At 61.2% G+C, this 17985-nt stretch carries 11 protein-coding genes; 4 read left to right on the forward strand and 7 right to left on the reverse strand.

Annotated elements, in window-relative coordinates:
* The first annotated feature begins 351 nt into the window (after window positions 1-351).
* A complete protein-coding gene (locus tag FHP91_RS20965) occupies window positions 352-540 on the forward strand; it encodes a hypothetical protein (protein ID WP_144311388.1) in 189 nt (62 codons plus the stop codon).
* A 293-nt stretch (window positions 541-833) separates the two neighbouring features.
* Here FHP91_RS20965 and FHP91_RS20970 read toward each other — a convergent pair whose 3' ends face one another.
* From FHP91_RS20970 to pdxR, 7 genes are all read right to left on the reverse strand, one after another.
* Window positions 834-5654, reverse strand: a complete 4821-nt coding sequence (locus FHP91_RS20970) for an NAD-glutamate dehydrogenase (protein ID WP_144311389.1) — start codon at window positions 5652-5654, stop codon at window positions 834-836.
* Between the two features lie 71 nt (window positions 5655-5725).
* Window positions 5726-8485, reverse strand: a complete 2760-nt coding sequence (locus FHP91_RS20975; protein WP_144311390.1) for an aminotransferase class I/II-fold pyridoxal phosphate-dependent enzyme — start codon at window positions 8483-8485, stop codon at window positions 5726-5728.
* A 66-nt stretch (window positions 8486-8551) separates the two neighbouring features.
* Window positions 8552-9556, reverse strand: coding sequence for a C45 family autoproteolytic acyltransferase/hydolase (locus FHP91_RS20980; RefSeq protein WP_144311391.1), 1005 nt, complete (start codon window positions 9554-9556; stop codon window positions 8552-8554).
* A gap of 16 nt (window positions 9557-9572) precedes the next feature.
* A complete protein-coding gene (locus tag FHP91_RS20985) occupies window positions 9573-11036 on the reverse strand; it encodes a biotin carboxylase (RefSeq protein WP_144311392.1) in 1464 nt (487 codons plus the stop codon).
* A 128-nt stretch (window positions 11037-11164) separates the two neighbouring features.
* Window positions 11165-12157: a carbon-nitrogen hydrolase family protein gene (locus FHP91_RS20990; protein WP_144311393.1), complete on the reverse strand. Its 993-nt coding sequence runs from the start codon at window positions 12155-12157 to the stop codon at window positions 11165-11167.
* A gap of 70 nt (window positions 12158-12227) precedes the next feature.
* Window positions 12228-12857, reverse strand: a complete 630-nt coding sequence (locus tag FHP91_RS20995; protein WP_222105275.1) for a cupin domain-containing protein — start codon at window positions 12855-12857, stop codon at window positions 12228-12230.
* Window positions 12858-13069: 212 nt separating this feature from the next.
* The gene (gene pdxR, locus FHP91_RS21000; RefSeq protein ID WP_144311394.1) at window positions 13070-14554 is read right to left on the reverse strand and encodes a MocR-like pyridoxine biosynthesis transcription factor PdxR; all 1485 of its coding nucleotides are present in this window, start codon (window positions 14552-14554) and stop codon (window positions 13070-13072) included.
* Between the two features lie 164 nt (window positions 14555-14718).
* On the opposite strand from pdxR, the gene gabD reads away from it, so the two are divergent.
* The 3 genes from gabD to FHP91_RS21015 form a co-directional block, all read left to right on the forward strand.
* Entirely contained in the window at window positions 14719-16173 is a 1455-nt protein-coding gene (gabD, locus tag FHP91_RS21005; RefSeq protein WP_144311395.1) for an NADP-dependent succinate-semialdehyde dehydrogenase, read from the forward strand.
* A 31-nt stretch (window positions 16174-16204) separates the two neighbouring features.
* A complete protein-coding gene (gabT, locus tag FHP91_RS21010) occupies window positions 16205-17509 on the forward strand; it encodes a 4-aminobutyrate--2-oxoglutarate transaminase (protein ID WP_222105276.1) in 1305 nt (434 codons plus the stop codon).
* A gap of 77 nt (window positions 17510-17586) precedes the next feature.
* Window positions 17587-17985 (forward strand): TAXI family TRAP transporter solute-binding subunit (locus FHP91_RS21015; RefSeq protein ID WP_144311396.1); only part of this gene is annotated, 399 nt, incomplete at its 3' end.

Consider the following 17985-nt stretch of genomic DNA (forward strand, 5'->3'; position numbering starts at 1 on the left):
ACGGGCGTGCCACCCTCGGCCTGCTTGAGAATGGCGATGATCTGACTGTCTGAAAAACGCGATGTCTTCACGTAGAACTTCCTCCTGCTGCAAGTGGAAAATTCTACTTCTGGCGGCGACTAATTTCCGGGGGGATTACCATCACGCGGACGGAAAAGGACGAATACGCACACCTTCTTCGCTACCTTGAATACACGCTGCATGAACTCCCTGCTGGTGTTCTCTATGATGCCAATGGCGCGAATGACAAGAAATGCGCAGAGCTGATGAAAGACACGTATCGCCTTGAAGAGTTGGCCGTGGCAATGGGGGTTGATCTCTCGGAATTTGTAGCCACTTGCCGTTGGCACTATGAACGATACCCTCATTATCTTGGTCGGCAAAAACACTTTGGCAGCTACGCCAGCTACATGGAAAAGCATCATGCTCCCTCTAAAACAAAGGCCTAACCCGGCGCTCAACCTCGCTCCTTTCAGTCGCTGGACGCTGCGCGATGAAGCCGCGCAGCGCCGGTTAGCTCTACGTTATGCCCATGAATGAGACGATTCAGCGAATTGACCATGACTCCGAAAAAGCTCTGGAGTCCCTTGTTGGCTGCGAGGTACAGGAGCTTCTGAGCAAGAGCGCAACTATCGAGGTTGGTCAGTCTGTCCTTCTGAATCGCCCCGGGTTTGGTGGAGTCCGGTTGGTTAAAGTTGGCGCTCAGTTGCGGTCCCCTCTGTGAGTTAGTGGTTGTTCAGAGATAAAAAACGCCTCGCGCGATCAATTCGCGTGAGGCGTTTTTTGTGGTGTGCTTGCTGGCGCCGTGGTGATTGCGGCGCCGGCGGTTGGACTCAGGCGAGGTTGCGCAGCTCCCGCAAAGTGACCGACAGCATCGGCATGTCGATGCTTGGTGAGGCTTTGATGTCGGCGAAGAGTTGCTGGCTGCGGTCGATCTGGGTGCAGCGTTGCGTCTCCCATGCCTTGATCAACTCATCCGCATCGCTCAGTTTAGGCGATAGACGCAGGACGTTGGCGGCGAGGTTGCGGGCCTGGGCGGAGAGATCATCGCGCAGGGCGGTGCGGGCCAGGGACTGCCAGTGGGTGTCGGCGGGCAGACTGGTGATCTGCTTGCCGAGCCAGTGGAGGTCGAAGCGTTCGCCCAGAGCGAAGTACACCGCGGCGGCCGTGCGTTGGTCGCGCTTGGTCTCGGTGGTGAGTTCGACCAGATCGAGTGCAGAGTAGAGCTCGTCGAGTCCGGCGACGCGGCGTGCCAGGGCTTCGGGCACGCCTTGTTCGGTATAGCCGGCGGCGATTCTGTCGAGCTCTTTCTTGTAGCCGGCGCCAACGACTTCTTCGAGGGATTCGGAAAGCGCTTGTGCGCCCGGGATGAAGCGCTTGAGTGTCTTGCTCAGATCCTTGGTGAGGTCGGGGTGGCGCAGGAACCACAGGGTGCCTCGCATGACCAGTCGACCGGAGTCGATAATCATGCGGGTCTGTACGGCATCCGGGATCTGGTTGTCGAGCGCTTCGATGTCGGCCCACACCGAGACGAGGCTGAAGACTTCGCGGGTGGCGAGGTAGGCGCGCACGATATCGGGTGCGGTGGCGCCGGTTTCTTCCTTGAGCCGGCCGACAAAGGTGGCGCCGACGCGATTGACCATGCTGTTGATGACATGCGTGGCGATGATCTCGCGCTTTAGTGCGTGTCGCTGAATCTGGTCTGCAAAGCGCTCGCGCAGCGGGACGGGGAAGTAGCGGGTGAGCGCGGTGGAGATGTACGGGTCTTCGGGGATATCCGAGGCCAGCACTTCGTCATAGAGCTCGATTTTGCTGTAGGCGAGCAACACGGCCAGTTCCGGCGAGGTGAGGCCGGCGCCAGCGGCTTTGCGCTCGGCGATTTCCTCATCGAAGGGCAGGAACTCGATCTTGCGATTGAGCCGGCCGGCGTTGCCGAGGCGGCGCATGAAGCGGGCCTGGGCGTCGACCAGTTCGGTGCCGCGCGCGCGGGTGACCGACAGGATTTGCGTCTGGAAGTAGTTGTCGCGCAGCACCAGGGTGGCGACTTCGTCGGTCATCTCCATGAGCAGCTTGTTGCGTTGCTTGTCGGTCAGCTCGCCTTCGGCGACCACGCCGTTGAGGAGAATCTTGATGTTCACTTCGTGGTCGGAGCAATCGACGCCGCCGGAGTTGTCGATGGCGTCGGTGCAGATGCGCCCGCCGTTGAGGGCGAATTCGATACGGCCGAGTTGCGTGGCGCCGAGGTTGCCGCCTTCACCAAACACCTTGCAGCGCAGGTCACGACCATTGACACGCACGGCGTCGTTGGCGCGGTCGCCGACCGAGGCGTCGGTTTCGCTGTTGGCCTTGATGTAGGTGCCGATTCCGCCGTTGTAGAGCAGGTCGATTGGTGCCTTGAGAATGCAGCGGATCAGCTCGGTCGGGGGCAGGGCGGTGGCGTCGGTGTCGAGCACCTTGCGCATTTGGTCCGACAGCGGAATCGATTTGGCGCTGCGTGGCCAGATACCGCCGCCCTTGGAGATGAGCTTGCGGTCGTAGTCGTCCCACGAGGAGCGCGGCAGCGCGAACATGCGGTCACGCTCGACCCAGCTGGTTTCGGGGTCCGGATCGGGATCGAAAAAGATATGACGGTGGTCGAAGGCGGCCACGAGTTTGATCTTTTTCGATAGCAGCATGCCGTTGCCGAACACGTCGCCCGACATGTCGCCCACGCCGGCCACGGTGAAGGGCTCTTCCTGGGTGTTGATGCCCATTTCGCGGAAGTGGCGCTTGACCGACTCCCATGCACCGCGGGCGGTGATGCCCATTTTTTTGTGGTCGTAGCCGACCGAGCCACCCGAGGCGAAGGCATCGCCGAGCCAGAAGCCGTATTCGGCGGCGACCGAGTTGGCGATGTCGGAGAAGGTGGCCGTGCCTTTGTCGGCGGCGACCACCAGGTAGGGGTCGTCTTCGTCGTGGCGAACCACCGAAGCCGGCGGCACGATCTCGCCCAGCACGAGGTTGTCGGTCACGTCGAGCAGGCCGGACAGGAACATGCGGTAGCAGGCCACGCCTTCGGCCAGCATGGCTTCGCGGTCGCCGGCGGGCGGGGGCGTTTTGACCACGAAACCGCCTTTGGAGCCGACCGGCACGATGACGGCGTTTTTAACGATCTGCGCCTTCACCAGACCGAGGATCTCGGTGCGGAAGTCTTCCATGCGGTCTGACCAGCGAAGGCCACCCCGGGCGACTTTTCCGCCACGCAGGTGCACCCCTTCGACCCGCGGCGAGTAGACCGAAATTTCGAACATCGGCTTGGGCTCGGGCAGGTTGGGGATGAGGCTGGGGTTGAACTTGAACGACAGGTAGGACTTGGGTTTGCCGTCTTTTCCAGGCTGGTAGAAATTGGTGCGCAAGGTGGCCTGAATCATGGCCAGGAACTGACGCAGGATGCGGTCTTCGTCGAGGTTGGCCACGTTGTCGAGCGTGGCGTTGATCTCGGTGACCAGCTTCTCGCAGCGCGCGTTGCGGTCGGTGTCTTCTGCCGGGTCGAAGCGGGTCTTGAACAGTTTGACCAACTGAGCGGTGAGCGCCGGGTAGTTGGCCAGCGTCTGCTCCATGTAGGTCTGGCTGAAGGTGAAGGCGGCCTGCTTCATGTGCTTGGCGTAGGCGCGCAGCATGCTGACTTCGCGCCAGTCGAGGCCAGCAAGCAGGGTGAGGCGGTTGAAGTCGTCGTTTTCGATGTCGCCGCACCAGGCGCGCGCGAACACTTCGTGGAACAGCGGGCGCAGGCGCTCGAGGTCAAGCTCTTCGACACCGGCCAGTTGCATGCCGAAGTCGTGCACCCACACCAGCGAACCATCTTGCCGCTCGATACGGTACGGCCGCTCTTCAATGACCTTGACGCCGGTACGCTCGAGCATCGGCAGGCTGCTGGACAGAGGCACCGGTGACTCAGCATGGAAGAGTTTGAAGTTGATGTGGCCCTGCGGTGCCTCTAGCGGAATGTAGAGGTTCATGCCCAGCCCGCTGCGCGGATCGAGCGATTCCATCAGGTCGATGTCGTGCACTGCGATGCGTGCCGGGTAGTCCTCACGGTAGCCCGCGGGGAAGGCGGTGGCATAGCTGCGGCACAGGCGCATCCCGCGCTCTTCGCCGTGGTGCTCGATGAGCGCGCTTTGCAGGCCGTCTTCCCAGCGACGGGCGGCATTGATCAGACGGGTTTCGATCTCGCGGACATCGTAGGTCGGAATAACCGAGTCTTTGGTCCGAACGATGATCAGCACCCGCGCCAGGGCGGACTCCGAGAAGTGCACCTCGAATTCGGAGGAGACGCCTTCGAAGGCTTCCATCAGCACGGCCTGCATGCGCTTGCGTTGCTCGGTGTTGTAGTTTTCGCGCGGGATATAGATCAGGCAGGAGACAAAGCGCGCGTAGGCATCGCTGCGGGCGAACAGGCGAATGCGCTGACGCTCGCCGAGGCGCAGGATGCCGGTCGCGGTATTGAAGAGTTCGTCGGGTGTGCTCTGGAAAAGCTCATCGCGTGGGTATTGCTCGAGGATGGTGGCCAGCGCCTTGCCGGCATGGCTCTTGGGCATCAGCCCGGCGCGCTCGATCACGCCTTGCACCTTGCGCCGCAGCAGGGGGATGCGCGTCGGATTGGTGTTGTAGGCCGTCGAGGTGAGCAGACCGATGATGCGGCGCTCGCCGGTGACCTTGCCTTTGGCGTCGAAGCACTTGATGCTGAGGTGGTCGAGGTAGCCTTGGCGATGGACGGTCGAGCGCGTATTTGACTTGGTGATGGTGAGCAGGTTGGGCAGATGGGCCTGGGCCTTGAGCTGCGGCGGCAGGGCGGCGAAGGACATCGATTGCTTGCTGTCGCCGGTTTCGCGCAGCAGACCGAGGCCGGAGCCGCTGCGGATGCGAAGCTCGTTCTCGCCCTTTTTGCTGATCAGGTCGTAATCGCGGCAGCCGAGCAACACGAAATTGTCGTCGGACAGCCATTCGAGAAAGGCTTTGACTTCGGCGACTTCGTCGGGGCTTTCGGGGGTGGCGCTGCTGCCAGCATCGGCAATCACTTCCTTGAGGCGCTCCGTCATGGCAGGCCAGTCGGCCACGGCGACACGAACGTCTTTGAGCACCCGCTCAATACCGGACTTGATCGCTTCGAGGTCGGCCGGCTCGGTGCGGCGGTCAACTTCTACGTGGATGATCGACTCATAGCGCGCACCCTTGGCCTTGACCTCATCGACCATGCGTTGGTACTGGCCCTTGGCATCACGCGCGACCGCCATCACCGGGTGGATGATGAGGTGCAGGGTGAGGCCCTGACGATTGACCTCGATGCCGATGGAGTCGACCAGGAAGGGCATGTCGGGGCCGACCAGCTCGATCACGGTGTGGGTGGACTCCCAGCCGTGTTCGTCCATGCGCGGGTTGTACACGCGCACTTTGGTGTCACCTTCGTGTTTGCGGGCGAACTGCCAGTGGCTCAGCACGGCGCCGTACAGATCTGCCACTTCGAAGCCAGCCAGGTCATCGGTGTCGACCTGGTTGTAGTACTTGCGTGCAAACGGCTCTACGACTGCCGCCTGGTCAGGTGCCAGTTTGCTGCGGATCAGTTCGACGACCGCTTCGATCTGGCTGGAGCCGGCCTCATCGGTGCGTGGTGACATGCTGTTCTCCTTGTTGTCGTTGTTTGACCGGGGCGCTCGTGGCACCCCGGGGTGTTTGTCGTGTGGGTGGATTACTGCAGTGCCTGGATCACCGGTTTGGCTTCCAGGGCGGCGAGTGCGGTTTCGGTAAATATGCGCAGGCCGAGTTCTGGCCGATAGCCGTGGATTTCGGTGACGTCGAGCGCGCGCATGAAGGCGATGATCTCCTGGCTGATGACTTGCCCGGGCACCAGAATCGGGAAGCCCGGCGGGTAGGGAATGACAAAGGTGGTGGAGACCAGCTTGCGCCCTGTGGCGATTTCCTTTTCGATGGCATTGCCTTCGATGGGGATGTACTCGCACTTGCCTTCGTCATAGGCCAGGAAGAAGGCCGAGCGGATATCGCCTTCTGGCGTGCCGTTGCCGGCGCTGAGGCGGAAGGCGTCGTGGAAGTAGCTGAAATCGGGCAGTGGCGGCAGGTCTTCGCGCAGGGCTTTGACCTTGCGTTCGAATATTTTCTTTTCGACCGCGCTGGCGTCGTCGAGGCGTTCGTCGAGCTCACGCGCAATCTTCACCAGCACTTCGATCAAATAGGCGATCGAGGAGCGCGTGGTGCCGATGTTGGTCATGAACAACACCGTATTGCGAGAGGTCTTGTTGATCTGGATGCCGTGTTTGTCCATCAGGATCTGGTTTTTGAAGGTATCTCCGTCCCACCCCGAGCCGGATACCGAGAGGGTGACGCGAGTGGCGTCGAGCACAAACTCGTCTTCACTCCAGGCCTCGGCAATGTCGCTCCAGCCGTGCTCGGGATCCCAGTAGCTCTTGATGCCGGACTTACGATACTCCGCCGGAATCATCTCGGCCACCGTTAGCACATGAAAATATTTACTGATCAGCGGATGGTGGTTGATCGCCTTGCGCAGCGACATGGCCTGCTCGACCTGACGCTGGATGAACTCGAAACCTTCAAGTTCGACCTGCCGACGACCGATGTCCAGCGAGGCGATGATCTGGTAGTTGGGTGACGTGGAGGTGTGCGTCATGTAGGCCTCATGGAAGGCCTGCTCGACCTCATCCTTGAAGTCTTGGTCATGCACGTGAATCATCGAGCCCTGGCGCAGCGAGGTGAGTGTTTTATGGGTTGACTGGCAGGCATAGACGCGCACCCGCACCTTGTCTGGGTTGGGCATCAGACGTGTTTTAAGCAGGGTTTCGTCATCGGCGTCCGCCATTTTTTCGGCGTACTTGTTGTAGGCGGCGCGGTATTCAGGCGACTTGAAACGCTCTCGCAGCAGGGCTGCGCAATGCATGCCGGTGCGGCGCCGATAGGCCGGGCCGAAACGGGCAAAGGCAAACCAGGCCTCGTCCCACAGGAAGACGAGATCCGGTTTGATGGCCAGGCACTCTTCCATGACCCGCTCGACGTTGTAGACCACGCCGTCGAAGGTGCAGTTGGTGAGCAGCAGCATGCGCACGCGATCGAGCTTGCCGGCGGCCTTGAGTTCGAGCAGGCGATGCTTGATTTCGCGCATCGGGACCGCGCCATACATCGAGTAGTCGTTGAGCGGGTAGCTGTCGAGATACACCACCTGCGCACCGGCCAGCACCATGCCGTAGTGGTGCGATTTGTGGCAGTCGCGGTCAACCAGCACGATGTCGCCGGGGCGCACGATGGCCTGCACCACGATCTTGTTGCAGGTTGAGGTGCCGTTGGTGGAGAAGAAGGTTTGCTTGGCGCCAAAGGCGCGCGCGGCTTTTTCCTGCGCTTTCTTGATCGGGCCGTGGGGTTCGAGCAGGCTGTCGAGGCCGCCCGAGGTGGCCGAGGTTTCGGCGAGGAAAATGTTCATGCCGTAGAACTCGCCCATGTCCTTGATCCAGTGCGAGCGGGTAATCGATTTTCCGCGGCTGATCGGCATGGCATGGAACACGCCGGTGGGCTTGCGGGCGTATTCGGTGAGGGCGGTGAAGAAGGGCGCCTCGAAGCGGTCGGACACACCGCGCAGGATGTTCAGGTGCAGCTCCAGGTGGTCTTCCTGATTGTAGAAGACGCGGCGACAGTTACCCAGGTTGGCACCGGCAATCTCTTCGACCGACTGATCGGTAAACAGGAACACATCCAGCTCGGGGCGCAGCTTGGCGATCAGGCGGCACAGCTCGGGGCCGTATTCCTTGGGTTCCACGTCCTGCAGCGCGTCCTCTTCAAGCCGCGACATGTAACGATGGAGAATCTCCAGCGTTTGCTCTGATTCGAGCCGAAGGCCGTTGCGCACCACGACGGTTTGTACGTTGTGGTTGAACATGACGGCGATCAGCGCGTCGGTGAGGCTGGGGACGAAGACCGGCTCGTAGACAAAGGGGTCTTCGGGGCGGCGCATGCTGGCCATGGTGCGACGCAGGTTGGCTTCCTGAATCGGCGTGAAGTTGTCGACGAAGAGCACTTCGAAATAGGGCAGCTCTTTGGGGCGTGACTCGTTGGATTCGTCGTCGGGGCTGCCTTCGATCAGCTCGTCGAGGTCATGGTGGTGCGGATTGCGCCGATAGCTGTTGCTCATGAGCGCGCGGCAGATATTGCGCACGATATTGGCAAGCGCCTCGACCCGGCCTTCTTCGAGCAGGACTTCGAGTCGCTCGAAGGTGTCATGGCCGGGGAAGGCCCAGTACAGCTCGATCGGGCGCAGCACCTCGATCAACTCACGGATCTTGCGCTCGGCGTCGAGGCGCCGTTTGTCGGTCAGCGTCTGAGTGAGCTGTTCGGTGGCGATCCGCAGATTAGTCCAGCGGTCGGTGCGCAACTGGAGCGCGCTGTAATACTCACCGAGCGACTTCTTTGGCTTGTTGCTTGCCTTCATCTTGTGTCTCCTCGCCGAGGTCTGGGCCTCGTGCCGTGATGTTCGGGGAGGCTCCCCGGGGCTTTCTCAAGTCTGAATCTGCGCTTCGCCGAACTGTATGAGCCGCTCGCCGGGCGTGAAATGCGCGAACGACTGTGGCCAGCACATGCCGGGCCAGAAGAAATCTGCACGTCCGGCCGTGGGCCAGTAGGCCGCGGAGTAGAGCGTGCCGAAGCCGCGTGAAAACGCGGTGGAATAGATCGGCGGCTGCAAGAAGGCGCCGATCAGCGTGTCGGCCGACAGCTCGCTGTCCTGTAGCATCAGCAGCAGACGCCGATGCCGTTCAACGGTGGCTGTGGCGCTGGCGTGCTGGTGCCATTCGATCTTGTGCTGGTGGTTGGTGGCGGCGGCCGTGCGGCGAATATCACCGGGCTTGCCGGGTGCGACGTACACCGTGGCGAACTCGCCGGTGCGATCGACCACCGTCACGTTGTAGCTCATGTGCACCGGAATACGTGCCAGGGCCGCAGTGGCTTCGGCGGTGGTGGTGCAGGTTTCGAGCACATAGCGCAATACCAGCGGCACGCCGAAACCTTCACCCACATCGCGACGCCCGCCAAAGGACAGCGAGACCGCCAGGCCGTCTTCGTTCATGCCATCGAGCAAGCCCCACAGGCAGTCGCTGACGCCCATGACCTGCCGACCATTCCAGGTGGTCTTGAGAATCACGCCTTCGCACAATTGCGCCGGGTAGTCGTAATTTCGCACCAGCACCGGATGCTCACCTGGCCACACCGCCTGCGAGCAAGCGGACACATAGGGCGGCGGGCAGAACAGCGACAGAAAGCGCGCTTCCAGATCGCCGCCGCCGGCCAGATTGACCAGCGTCTCGTAGGTCGGCATCAGCTCTGGCATGTGGGCTTGCAGCGCCCGAACGCAGGGCAGGTAGTAGGGGCGCGCCGCGTCGCCGCTTTGCAGATACCAGCGGCGATACGACGGCCAGAATGCGTGAAACAAGCCCAGCCACGCCTCGCCCGGCCGAGTTTCCTCGACCGCGCGAAACAGCAGTGACTGGTTCTGGATAAGCGACATTTGCCGCGCGCTCCGATCAGAGGATCTTGAACGCGCCGGCGGTCGGCGCCGGTTCGGCCAGCTCTTGCACGGTGCCCAGCGGATGGCCCTTGTAGCAGTTCTGGATGCCGCGGATCCAGTTCTTCGCACGTGCGTTGAGCTGGAAGTCTTCGGTCATCGAACGGCCCCGGGTAATCAGAATGCCCAGGTCGGCGCCCTCGTAGCGATAGTCGCCCGGCCCGGTGATGCGCAGCCAGTAGGCTTCGTTCTCGTTTTCAACCGCAAGGCGGCGCGTGTCGAAGCGGTGGTAGCTCACGTTGCCGGCCTCGTCCATGCGGTAGATGCCCGATTGTGGTGCCTGGTCGACGATGTCCACCGTGTCTTCGGTGTGCTTCATCACCAGCTGGCTCCAGCTGTCGATGTACTTGGGGTTCTTCCAGCGCTCGTTCATCGCCGCTACGTCAAGGTCGAAGTCAGCACCGCTGAATTCGAGCAGGTGGAAGAAAAACAGTGGGGCGTCGGCATAAGCGAAGGCCGCGTGGTTGGTCATCGGGCTGGCGCCGCAGATGCGCGGGTTGAGCTCGCCGAGATAGACCTCATCGGTATCCTGATCAATCAGGAAATCAAGGTCGAAGTAGCCGCGATAGCCTTCCTTGAGCAACTGGTTACCAAAGGCGTAGGCGTAGTCGCGCGCCGTGATGCGGGCCTTTTCGGTGAACGCACCGGGGAAGACTTCGTTGCCGCACCAGCCGCCCTTGTAGGGGGTGAGGTCTTTCTGGCCGACGATCTCGGTCAGCAGCGGGCCAACCACGGTGCCGCACTTGGTCACGCAGGCTTCGAGCGTGCCGCCGCGGCAGTTGATGCGCTTCATGACCTTCACTTCGGGATCTTTCACGATCTCGTCGGCGTACTTCTTCCATTCTTCTTCATTCGAGATGAAGAAGGTGGTGTGGCCGGAGTCGCCGAAGGCGGTCTGGATCACCAGATCAGTGCCCAGCTTGTGCTCTTCGGTCAGCTTCAGCAGATGCTCGTAGCTTTCAACCTTGGACAGCACGTTCGGCACCGACGGCACCTTGGCCTTGTTGCCAATGCGCACGGTCTCCATCTTGTTGTCGCAGCGGGTGCGCAGCTCGGCGGAGGGGAACCACACCTCGATGCCAAGCTCCTTGCACAGCGCTTCGGTCTTCTCGTCGAACATCAGGAACACGGCCACCGGGTCGCCGCCGCGGCCCTTGATGTAGTCGAGTACTTCCTTGTGCTGGAGCATGTAGTTGTTGATGTCTTCAATGCCCTCAAATTCCGGATGCGGTTGTTCGCTGGGTACGAACACGTTCGGGTGGCGGCCGTCAAAGCAGTCGATGTAGTTGATGTGCTTGAAGTGGGGCACGCGTTCGTCCATGCCGGCCAGGTTGAAGTTGGTGGCGCTGATGAAATAGATCGGGCGCTCGTTGCGGTGAAAGAACAGGCGAACGTCCGACATGCTGGTGATTTTTTCACTCATCTCTTGTCTCCTCTCAGGCGGTACGGTGTTTGAGGGTTGCCGTGTGCTCCGTATGCCGAGCCAGATGAGTAGTGCAATGATCAGACCAAGCAACAGGTAAGCAATCACGATGAAGCCCTCTGTATGAATCAGTACTTCGGTGGTTCAGTAGCTGGATCGAAATGCGTCGTCTCGATGTCGTCCTTGGGGGTCAGATGTGTGTTGGGCATCAGAACCGAACCGTCGGGCCCCGCGATGGCGCCAGGCGGCAGACTCACGCCCGCGCGCGATCCGCGGGTCGGTTTGATCAGCGGGCCAAGGCTGTTCAGGTAGCCGTCCAGCTTCGAGTCGTGCTGATACACCGGAAACTGCACCGGTCGATCACGGAAGCTTTTCAGCGTCTGGCCCAGTCCGCGAATGCCGACTTCGCGTTCGCGGCGCACCCGCGCAAAATCGATTTCGACCGGGATGGTCTCTTCGCCGCCGCCAGCTTCATGGATCACGTAACCCGAGGGCCCGACCACGATGGAACGCCCCGTGCCGCAATCGCCCACGCCGTTGATGTCGAAGAAATAACACTGGTTGATGGTGGCGCTGGCGCGCGCAATCGGAAGCTCGACATCGCGGTCGATGGTGTCGGTCATGGTTGGGTGAAGAATGCACTCGGCGCCCATGGCAACCAGCGTGCGCGTGGTTTCCGGAAACCACATGTCGTAGCAGATCGACACGCCGAAGCGACCAATCTCGGGCACATCAAACACGCAAAATTCTTCGCCCGGCTTGATGCCCGTCTCGTACGGCTGAAACGGAAACATCTTGCGGTAGCGGGTCACCACCTGACCGTTCGGGTCAATGACCGGCGTGGTGTTGTAGATGTCGTCGCCGACGCGCTCGAACAGCGAACCCGGCAGCAGCCAGACGCCATGCTTTTGCGCCATCTGGCAAAAAATCTGCTCGGCGGGCCCGCCAGCCGGCTCGGCATAATGCGGCGACGGCCCGTATGGCGCCAGCTCGCTGAACAAGACCATTTGCACCCACGGAAAACGCGCCACCAATACATCGAGCTTGCGGCCCATGGCGGTGATGTTTTCGTTCCGCGTCGAGATCTGCATCTGAACGCCGGCAATGGCAAACGGAATCATTCATTCATCTCCTGTAGCGGGGGGGATTCGTTGTTCTTGTTGTGACGTGGGTGCTTCGGTGTCCGGCGGATCAGAACGACGGCGGGGAGCACGCACTGATGAGCTCACAGGTGTCGTTCCCGAGATTCCGAAAACGATGTGGCAGGCGGCTGTCGAAGTAGTACCCGTCTCCCGGACCGAGCAAGGTGCTCTGATGCCCGACCGTGACCTCAATCTGCCCACGAATGACAAAACCGCCTTCTTCCGATTCGTGCGACAGCATGGTTTCGCCAGTGTCTGCGCCAGGCGGGTAGGTTTCGGTCATGATTTGCATCGACCGGCCTAGAACCTGTTCGCCGAGTTGCCGGAAGCGAATCGCCCCGTTGTCCATCACTTTCAATTGATGCGCTGCGAAAAAAACCGGGGTGGACTCGGCTTCGTCGACACCGGAGAAGAAATCGGCCAATGACATCGGAAAACCCGACAACACCTTCTTGAGCAGGGCGACCGACGGGCTCGTCTTGTTCTGTTCGATGAGTGAAATCATGCCGTTGGTAACGCCCGATCGGCGCGCCAGCTCGCGTTGCGAAACGCCTTTCTGGTGGCGAAGTTCGCGAATGCGCTCACCCACAAAAGGGGTGTCCGAAGACGGGGTGCTATCGCTTGATATATTCGACACCAGAGCCAATACCTCCTGACGCTTCCGGGCTTGCCGCTTCACCCTGATTCCCGGCTGAACTCACCCAAACGGGGGCGTATTTTGCGCTGCGAAAATTCAGATCATCACGATCCACAAAGGCGCCGAAGACCGGACAATTGTTTATGAGTGTTAAATATACTCAACACCAAGCTTGACTAAAAAGCAAGCTTCCGGCCGCCATCAAATGGGTCGGAAGGATCGTTTTTGTCGTGCGAAGGGCGTGGCAGCGGCCCTTACCGTGCGGCGGCTTTGAGGTGACGCTCGACAATGCCGCACAGCCGACCGGCGGCCGCGTCGATGGCTTCTGAGGGCACTGCGGCAAATCCGAGCACCATGCCGGTTCGCCGATGTTGAACATCGTCGTAGTACATCGACAACGGGCGGAAGACGATCCCCGCATCCAATGCCTCGCTGGCCAGGGCCACGTCGTCGACAGGTGTCTCGAAAAAGTAGGGTAGATGGAGTCCGGCCATGCCGCCAGTGGTGCGAACCTCGCCTTGGAGTCGGGATTCAATGGCGGTGTGCAAGACGTTTCGACGTTCCTGGTAGATGTTTCGAACCCGTTTGAGATGGGCACCAAGGTGGCCGGCGTCGATGAACTCGGCCAGCGCCGCCTGTTCAATCATGCGCCCCTCGCGATAAAGCTCGGCGTTGCCGATAGCAAACGACTCGGCGAGATATTCGGGCACGACGAGATACGCCAGGCGCAAGCCAGGGAACATGACCTTGCTGAAGGTGCCCAGGTAGAGCACACGCTGTGTGCGAGACTGGCCGAACAGGGCGCCGATCGTGTGCGGGTGGTAGCGAATCTCGTTGTCGTAGTCATCTTCGATAATCCATGCACCGCTGGCTTCGGCCTGCTCGAGCAGGCGCAGGCGGCGGCTCAGCGACATGACCACACCGGTCGGGTATTGGCTGGAGGGCGAGACGAACATCAGACGTGGTTGTTCGCCAGCTGTGACCTCCGGCGGGTTGATGCCTTCCTCATCGATCGGAATGGGCACGAGCGACAAGCCGTTGGCACGTAACACGTTTCGCGCGCCCCAGTAGCCGGGGTCTTCCATCCAGACCCGATCGCCCGGGTCGCAGAGCATGCGAGCGCAGAGGTCGATCGCCTGATGGGAGCCGTTGAGGATGAGGATCTGTTGCGGCGTGCAAGCCATCATTCGCGACGCACGCAGGTAGTTGGCCAGCGCCACCTTCAGAGGACCGTAGCCGCCCTGGCTGTAACGGGCGAGATGGCGCTGCTCGAAACGCACATTCTTCGACAGCAAGCGACGCCAGGTCGGAAAAGGGAAGAGGCCGACGTCGGGCACGCCGGGGACAAACGCACCACCCTGGATGCGACTGCTGTTAGCGTGCCGCGCGATCTCCCGTCCCCGCAACGACAAGGAGGCGCCGGGGCGGGGGAGTTCGAAGACGCCGGACTTTTCGGAAGACGCTGCCGGAATGGCTTCTGAAACGATGGTGCTCGCGCCCCCACGGCTTTGGAGGTAGCCCTCGACGACCAGTTGCTCATACACCCGCACCAGAGTGCTGCGACTGAAGCCCAGTTCGTCGGCGAGCACCCGGGTGGCCGGCAAGGGGGTGCCGGGCGGCAGTGCACCATCCAGAATCAAGTGCCGAATCGCCAGATACAGCGTGGTGCGTAGCTTGCGGCCCGTGGACTCTCGCTCGAATCGCTGCCGAATCAAGGTGATCTGACTAGCCGTGTTCATTGCACCGCACCATAATTGGTATCAGTCTTTCTGTAAAAATTGGACCAATACTGCGCCGGTTTGGCGACTAGAATCAAACTATTGCTGGATAGTCGATGGCCTGATGCCTCGTCCAACAGCGCCGCCCGGATCCCGGAGCGATCTCAATCTCGGAGAACGACATCTTGAAGCTGACCGACGCCTCCCTGCTCAAGCAACAGTGCTACATCAACGGTGAATGGACCGACGCCGATAATGGTCAAACCTTTGCCGTTGAAAACCCCGCGACGGGTGAAGTCCTCGCCCATGTGCCCAGCGCCGGCGCGGATGAAACCCGCCGCGCCATCGACGCAGCCCGCCTGGCGCAGCCCGCCTGGCGCGCCAGGACCGCGGGTGAGCGCGCCAAGATTTTGCGTCGCTGGCACGAGCTGTTGCTCGCCAACCAGGAAGACCTGGCCCAACTGATGACTGCCGAACAAGGCAAGCCGCTGGTCGAGTCGCGCGGTGAAATCGCCTACGCGGCGTCGTTCATCGAGTGGTTTGCCGAAGAAGGCAAACGCATTTACGGCGACATCATTCCGCCGCACCACGCCGACAAGCGGGTGCTCGTTACCAAAGAGCCGATCGGTGTGTGCGTGGCCATTACGCCATGGAACTTCCCGTCGGCAATGATCACCCGCAAGGCCGGTCCGGCATTGGCCGCCGGCTGTGCGATGGTGCTCAAGCCGGCCGAAGCCACGCCGCTGTCGGCGCTGGCATTGGCCGAGCTGGCCGAACGTGCCGGTGTGCCCAAGGGCATTTTCAGTGTGGTGACCGGCGACGCGCGTGCCATTGGCGGCGAGATGTGCGCCAACCCCACCGTGCGCAAGCTGACGTTTACCGGTTCGACCGAAGTGGGTCGGATTCTGATGCAGCAGTGTGCGCCGACGATCAAGAAGCTGTCGCTGGAGTTGGGCGGTAATGCCCCCTTTATCGTGTTTGATGATGCCAATCTGGACATCGCCGTTCAGGGCGCAATGGCCTCCAAGTACCGCAACGCCGGCCAGACCTGCGTGTGCGCCAACCGCCTGTTGATTCAAGACGGAATTTACGATGCCTTTGTCGAAAAACTCGCCGCCGCGGTGAGCGCGCTACAGGTGGGCAACGGCGCCGACGACGGCGTGACGCAAGGCCCGCTGATCGACGACGCCGCCATCGCCAAGGTCGAAGAATTGGTCGACGATGCGCGCGAGAAGGGCGCCCGTGTGGTCTGCGGCGGCAAACGTCACGCGCTCGGCCGGACGTATTACCAGCCGACGATTCTGTCCAATGTCACGCCGGCGATGCGCCTGGCGCGCGAAGAAGTGTTCGGCCCGGTAGCGCCGGTGTTCCGCTTCAAGACCGAAGCCGAAGCCGTTGCCATGGCCAACGACACCGAGTTTGGTCTGGCGTCTTATTTCTACACCGAGAACCTGGCCCGCACCATGCGCGTTTCCAGCGCGCTGGAGTACGGCATCATCGGTGTCAATACCGGCCTGATCTCAACCGAAGTGGCACCTTTTGGCGGCATGAAGTCTTCCGGCCTGGGCCGCGAAGGATCGAAGTACGGCATTGAAGATTATCTGGAAATCAAGCACGTCTGCATTGGCGGCATTGATTGACTCGCTGATCGACAGGCCCAGGAGCAAACGTATGAATGCACGCAACGGAAACACCGCGAAGACCAACGCAGCGCTGATGGCGCGCCGTTCGGCGGCCTTGCCGCGAGGCGTCGGCCAGGCACACCCGTTTTTTGCCGAGCGCGCCGATAACGCCGAAATCTGGGATGTCGAAGGGCGTCGCTGGATCGATTTCTGCGCGGGTATCGCCGTGGTCAATACCGGACACCGCCATCCCAAAGTGATGGCAGCGGCGCGCGAACAACTCGACAAGTTCACGCATACGTGTTTCCAGGTGATGGCGTATGAATCCTATGTGGAACTGTGCGAGCGGCTGAACGCCGCAGCGCCGGGCAACACACCGAAGAAATCGTTTCTGGTGAATTCGGGCGCTGAGGCCGTCGAGAACGCCGTCAAGATCGCCCGTGCGGCGACTGGCCGGTCCGGCGTCATCGCTTTTGGCGGCGGCTTTCATGGCCGCACGATGTTTGGTATGGCGCTGACCGGCAAGGTTGCCCCTTACAAAATCAAGTTTGGTCCCTTCCCCGGGGAGATCTTTCATGTCCCGTTCCCTGACGCGCTGCATGGCGTCTCGGAAGACGAGTCCATCGCGTCGATCGAGCGTGTATTCAAGTACAGCATCGAGGCGTCGCGGGTGGCTGCGATTCTCATCGAGCCGGTGCAAGGGGAGGGCGGATATTTGCCTGCGCCGCTCGGTTTTTTACAACGCCTGCGCACCCTTTGCGATGCGCACGGCATCCTGCTGATTGCCGATGAAGTACAGACCGGCATTGGCCGCTGCGGCAAATTGTTTGCCACCGAGCACTACGGCATTGAACCCGACATCATTACGCTGGCCAAAGGCCTTGGGGGTGGCATGACCGTGTCGGCGGTGGTGGGCAAGGCAGCCGTGATGGACGCCGCGGACCCCGGTGGCCTCGGCTCAACCTACGCCGGCAATCCAGTGGCCGTGGCCAGCGCGCTGGCCGTGCTCGACGTGGTTGAGGAAGAGAAACTCTGCGAGCGCTCCATGCTTATCGGTGAACAGATGCGGGCGCGATTCACGTCGATGCAAGCCCGATTCACCAGCATGGCCGAAGTGCGCGGCCTGGGTGCGATGACGGCGGTGGAGTTTTGCCGCAACGGTGACCCGCATCAACCCGCGGCAGACATTGCCACTGCGTTGAAGGATGAAGCCGCACGCCGTGGATTGCTGCTGCTGATGTGCGGAAATTATGGCAACGTATTACGCGTGATGGTGCCGCTGACGCTGAGCGATGCGGTGCTCGAAGAGGGTATGGACATCATCGAAGCCTCGCTCGAGGCGATTAGCGCCTGACGATTGATTCACGGGCAAGCCAGCCCCGTAAGCTGGCTAATCAAGCAAGACTATAAAAACTCCTGGAGGAGACTCACATGACCAAACTGACCGTTATCGCAACCGCCCTTGCGCTCGGTGCAACCCTGGGTGCCGCGCCGGCCCAGGCCGAAACGAAGTTCGTCACCATCGGCACCGGCGGTGTCACAGGCGTGTATTACGCCGCCGGCGGCGCCATCTGTCGCCTGATGAACAAGGACCGCGCCAAACATGGCATTCGCTGCTCGGTCGAGAGCACCGGTGGCTCGGTGTACAACGTGAATACCATCCGCGCTGGCGAGCTCGACTTCGGCGTCGCCCAGTCCGACTGGCAGTACCACGCCGTCAAGGGCACCAGCAAGTTTGCCGAAGCCGGCCCCAACACCGAGTTGCGCGCCGTGTTCTCGGTTCACCCCGAGCCCTTCACCGTGGTCGCCCGCGCGGACGCCAACGTCAAG

It is taken from the genome of Denitromonas halophila (genome assembly GCF_007625155.1).
Classification (GTDB): Bacteria; Pseudomonadota; Gammaproteobacteria; order Burkholderiales; family Rhodocyclaceae; genus Nitrogeniibacter; species Nitrogeniibacter halophilus.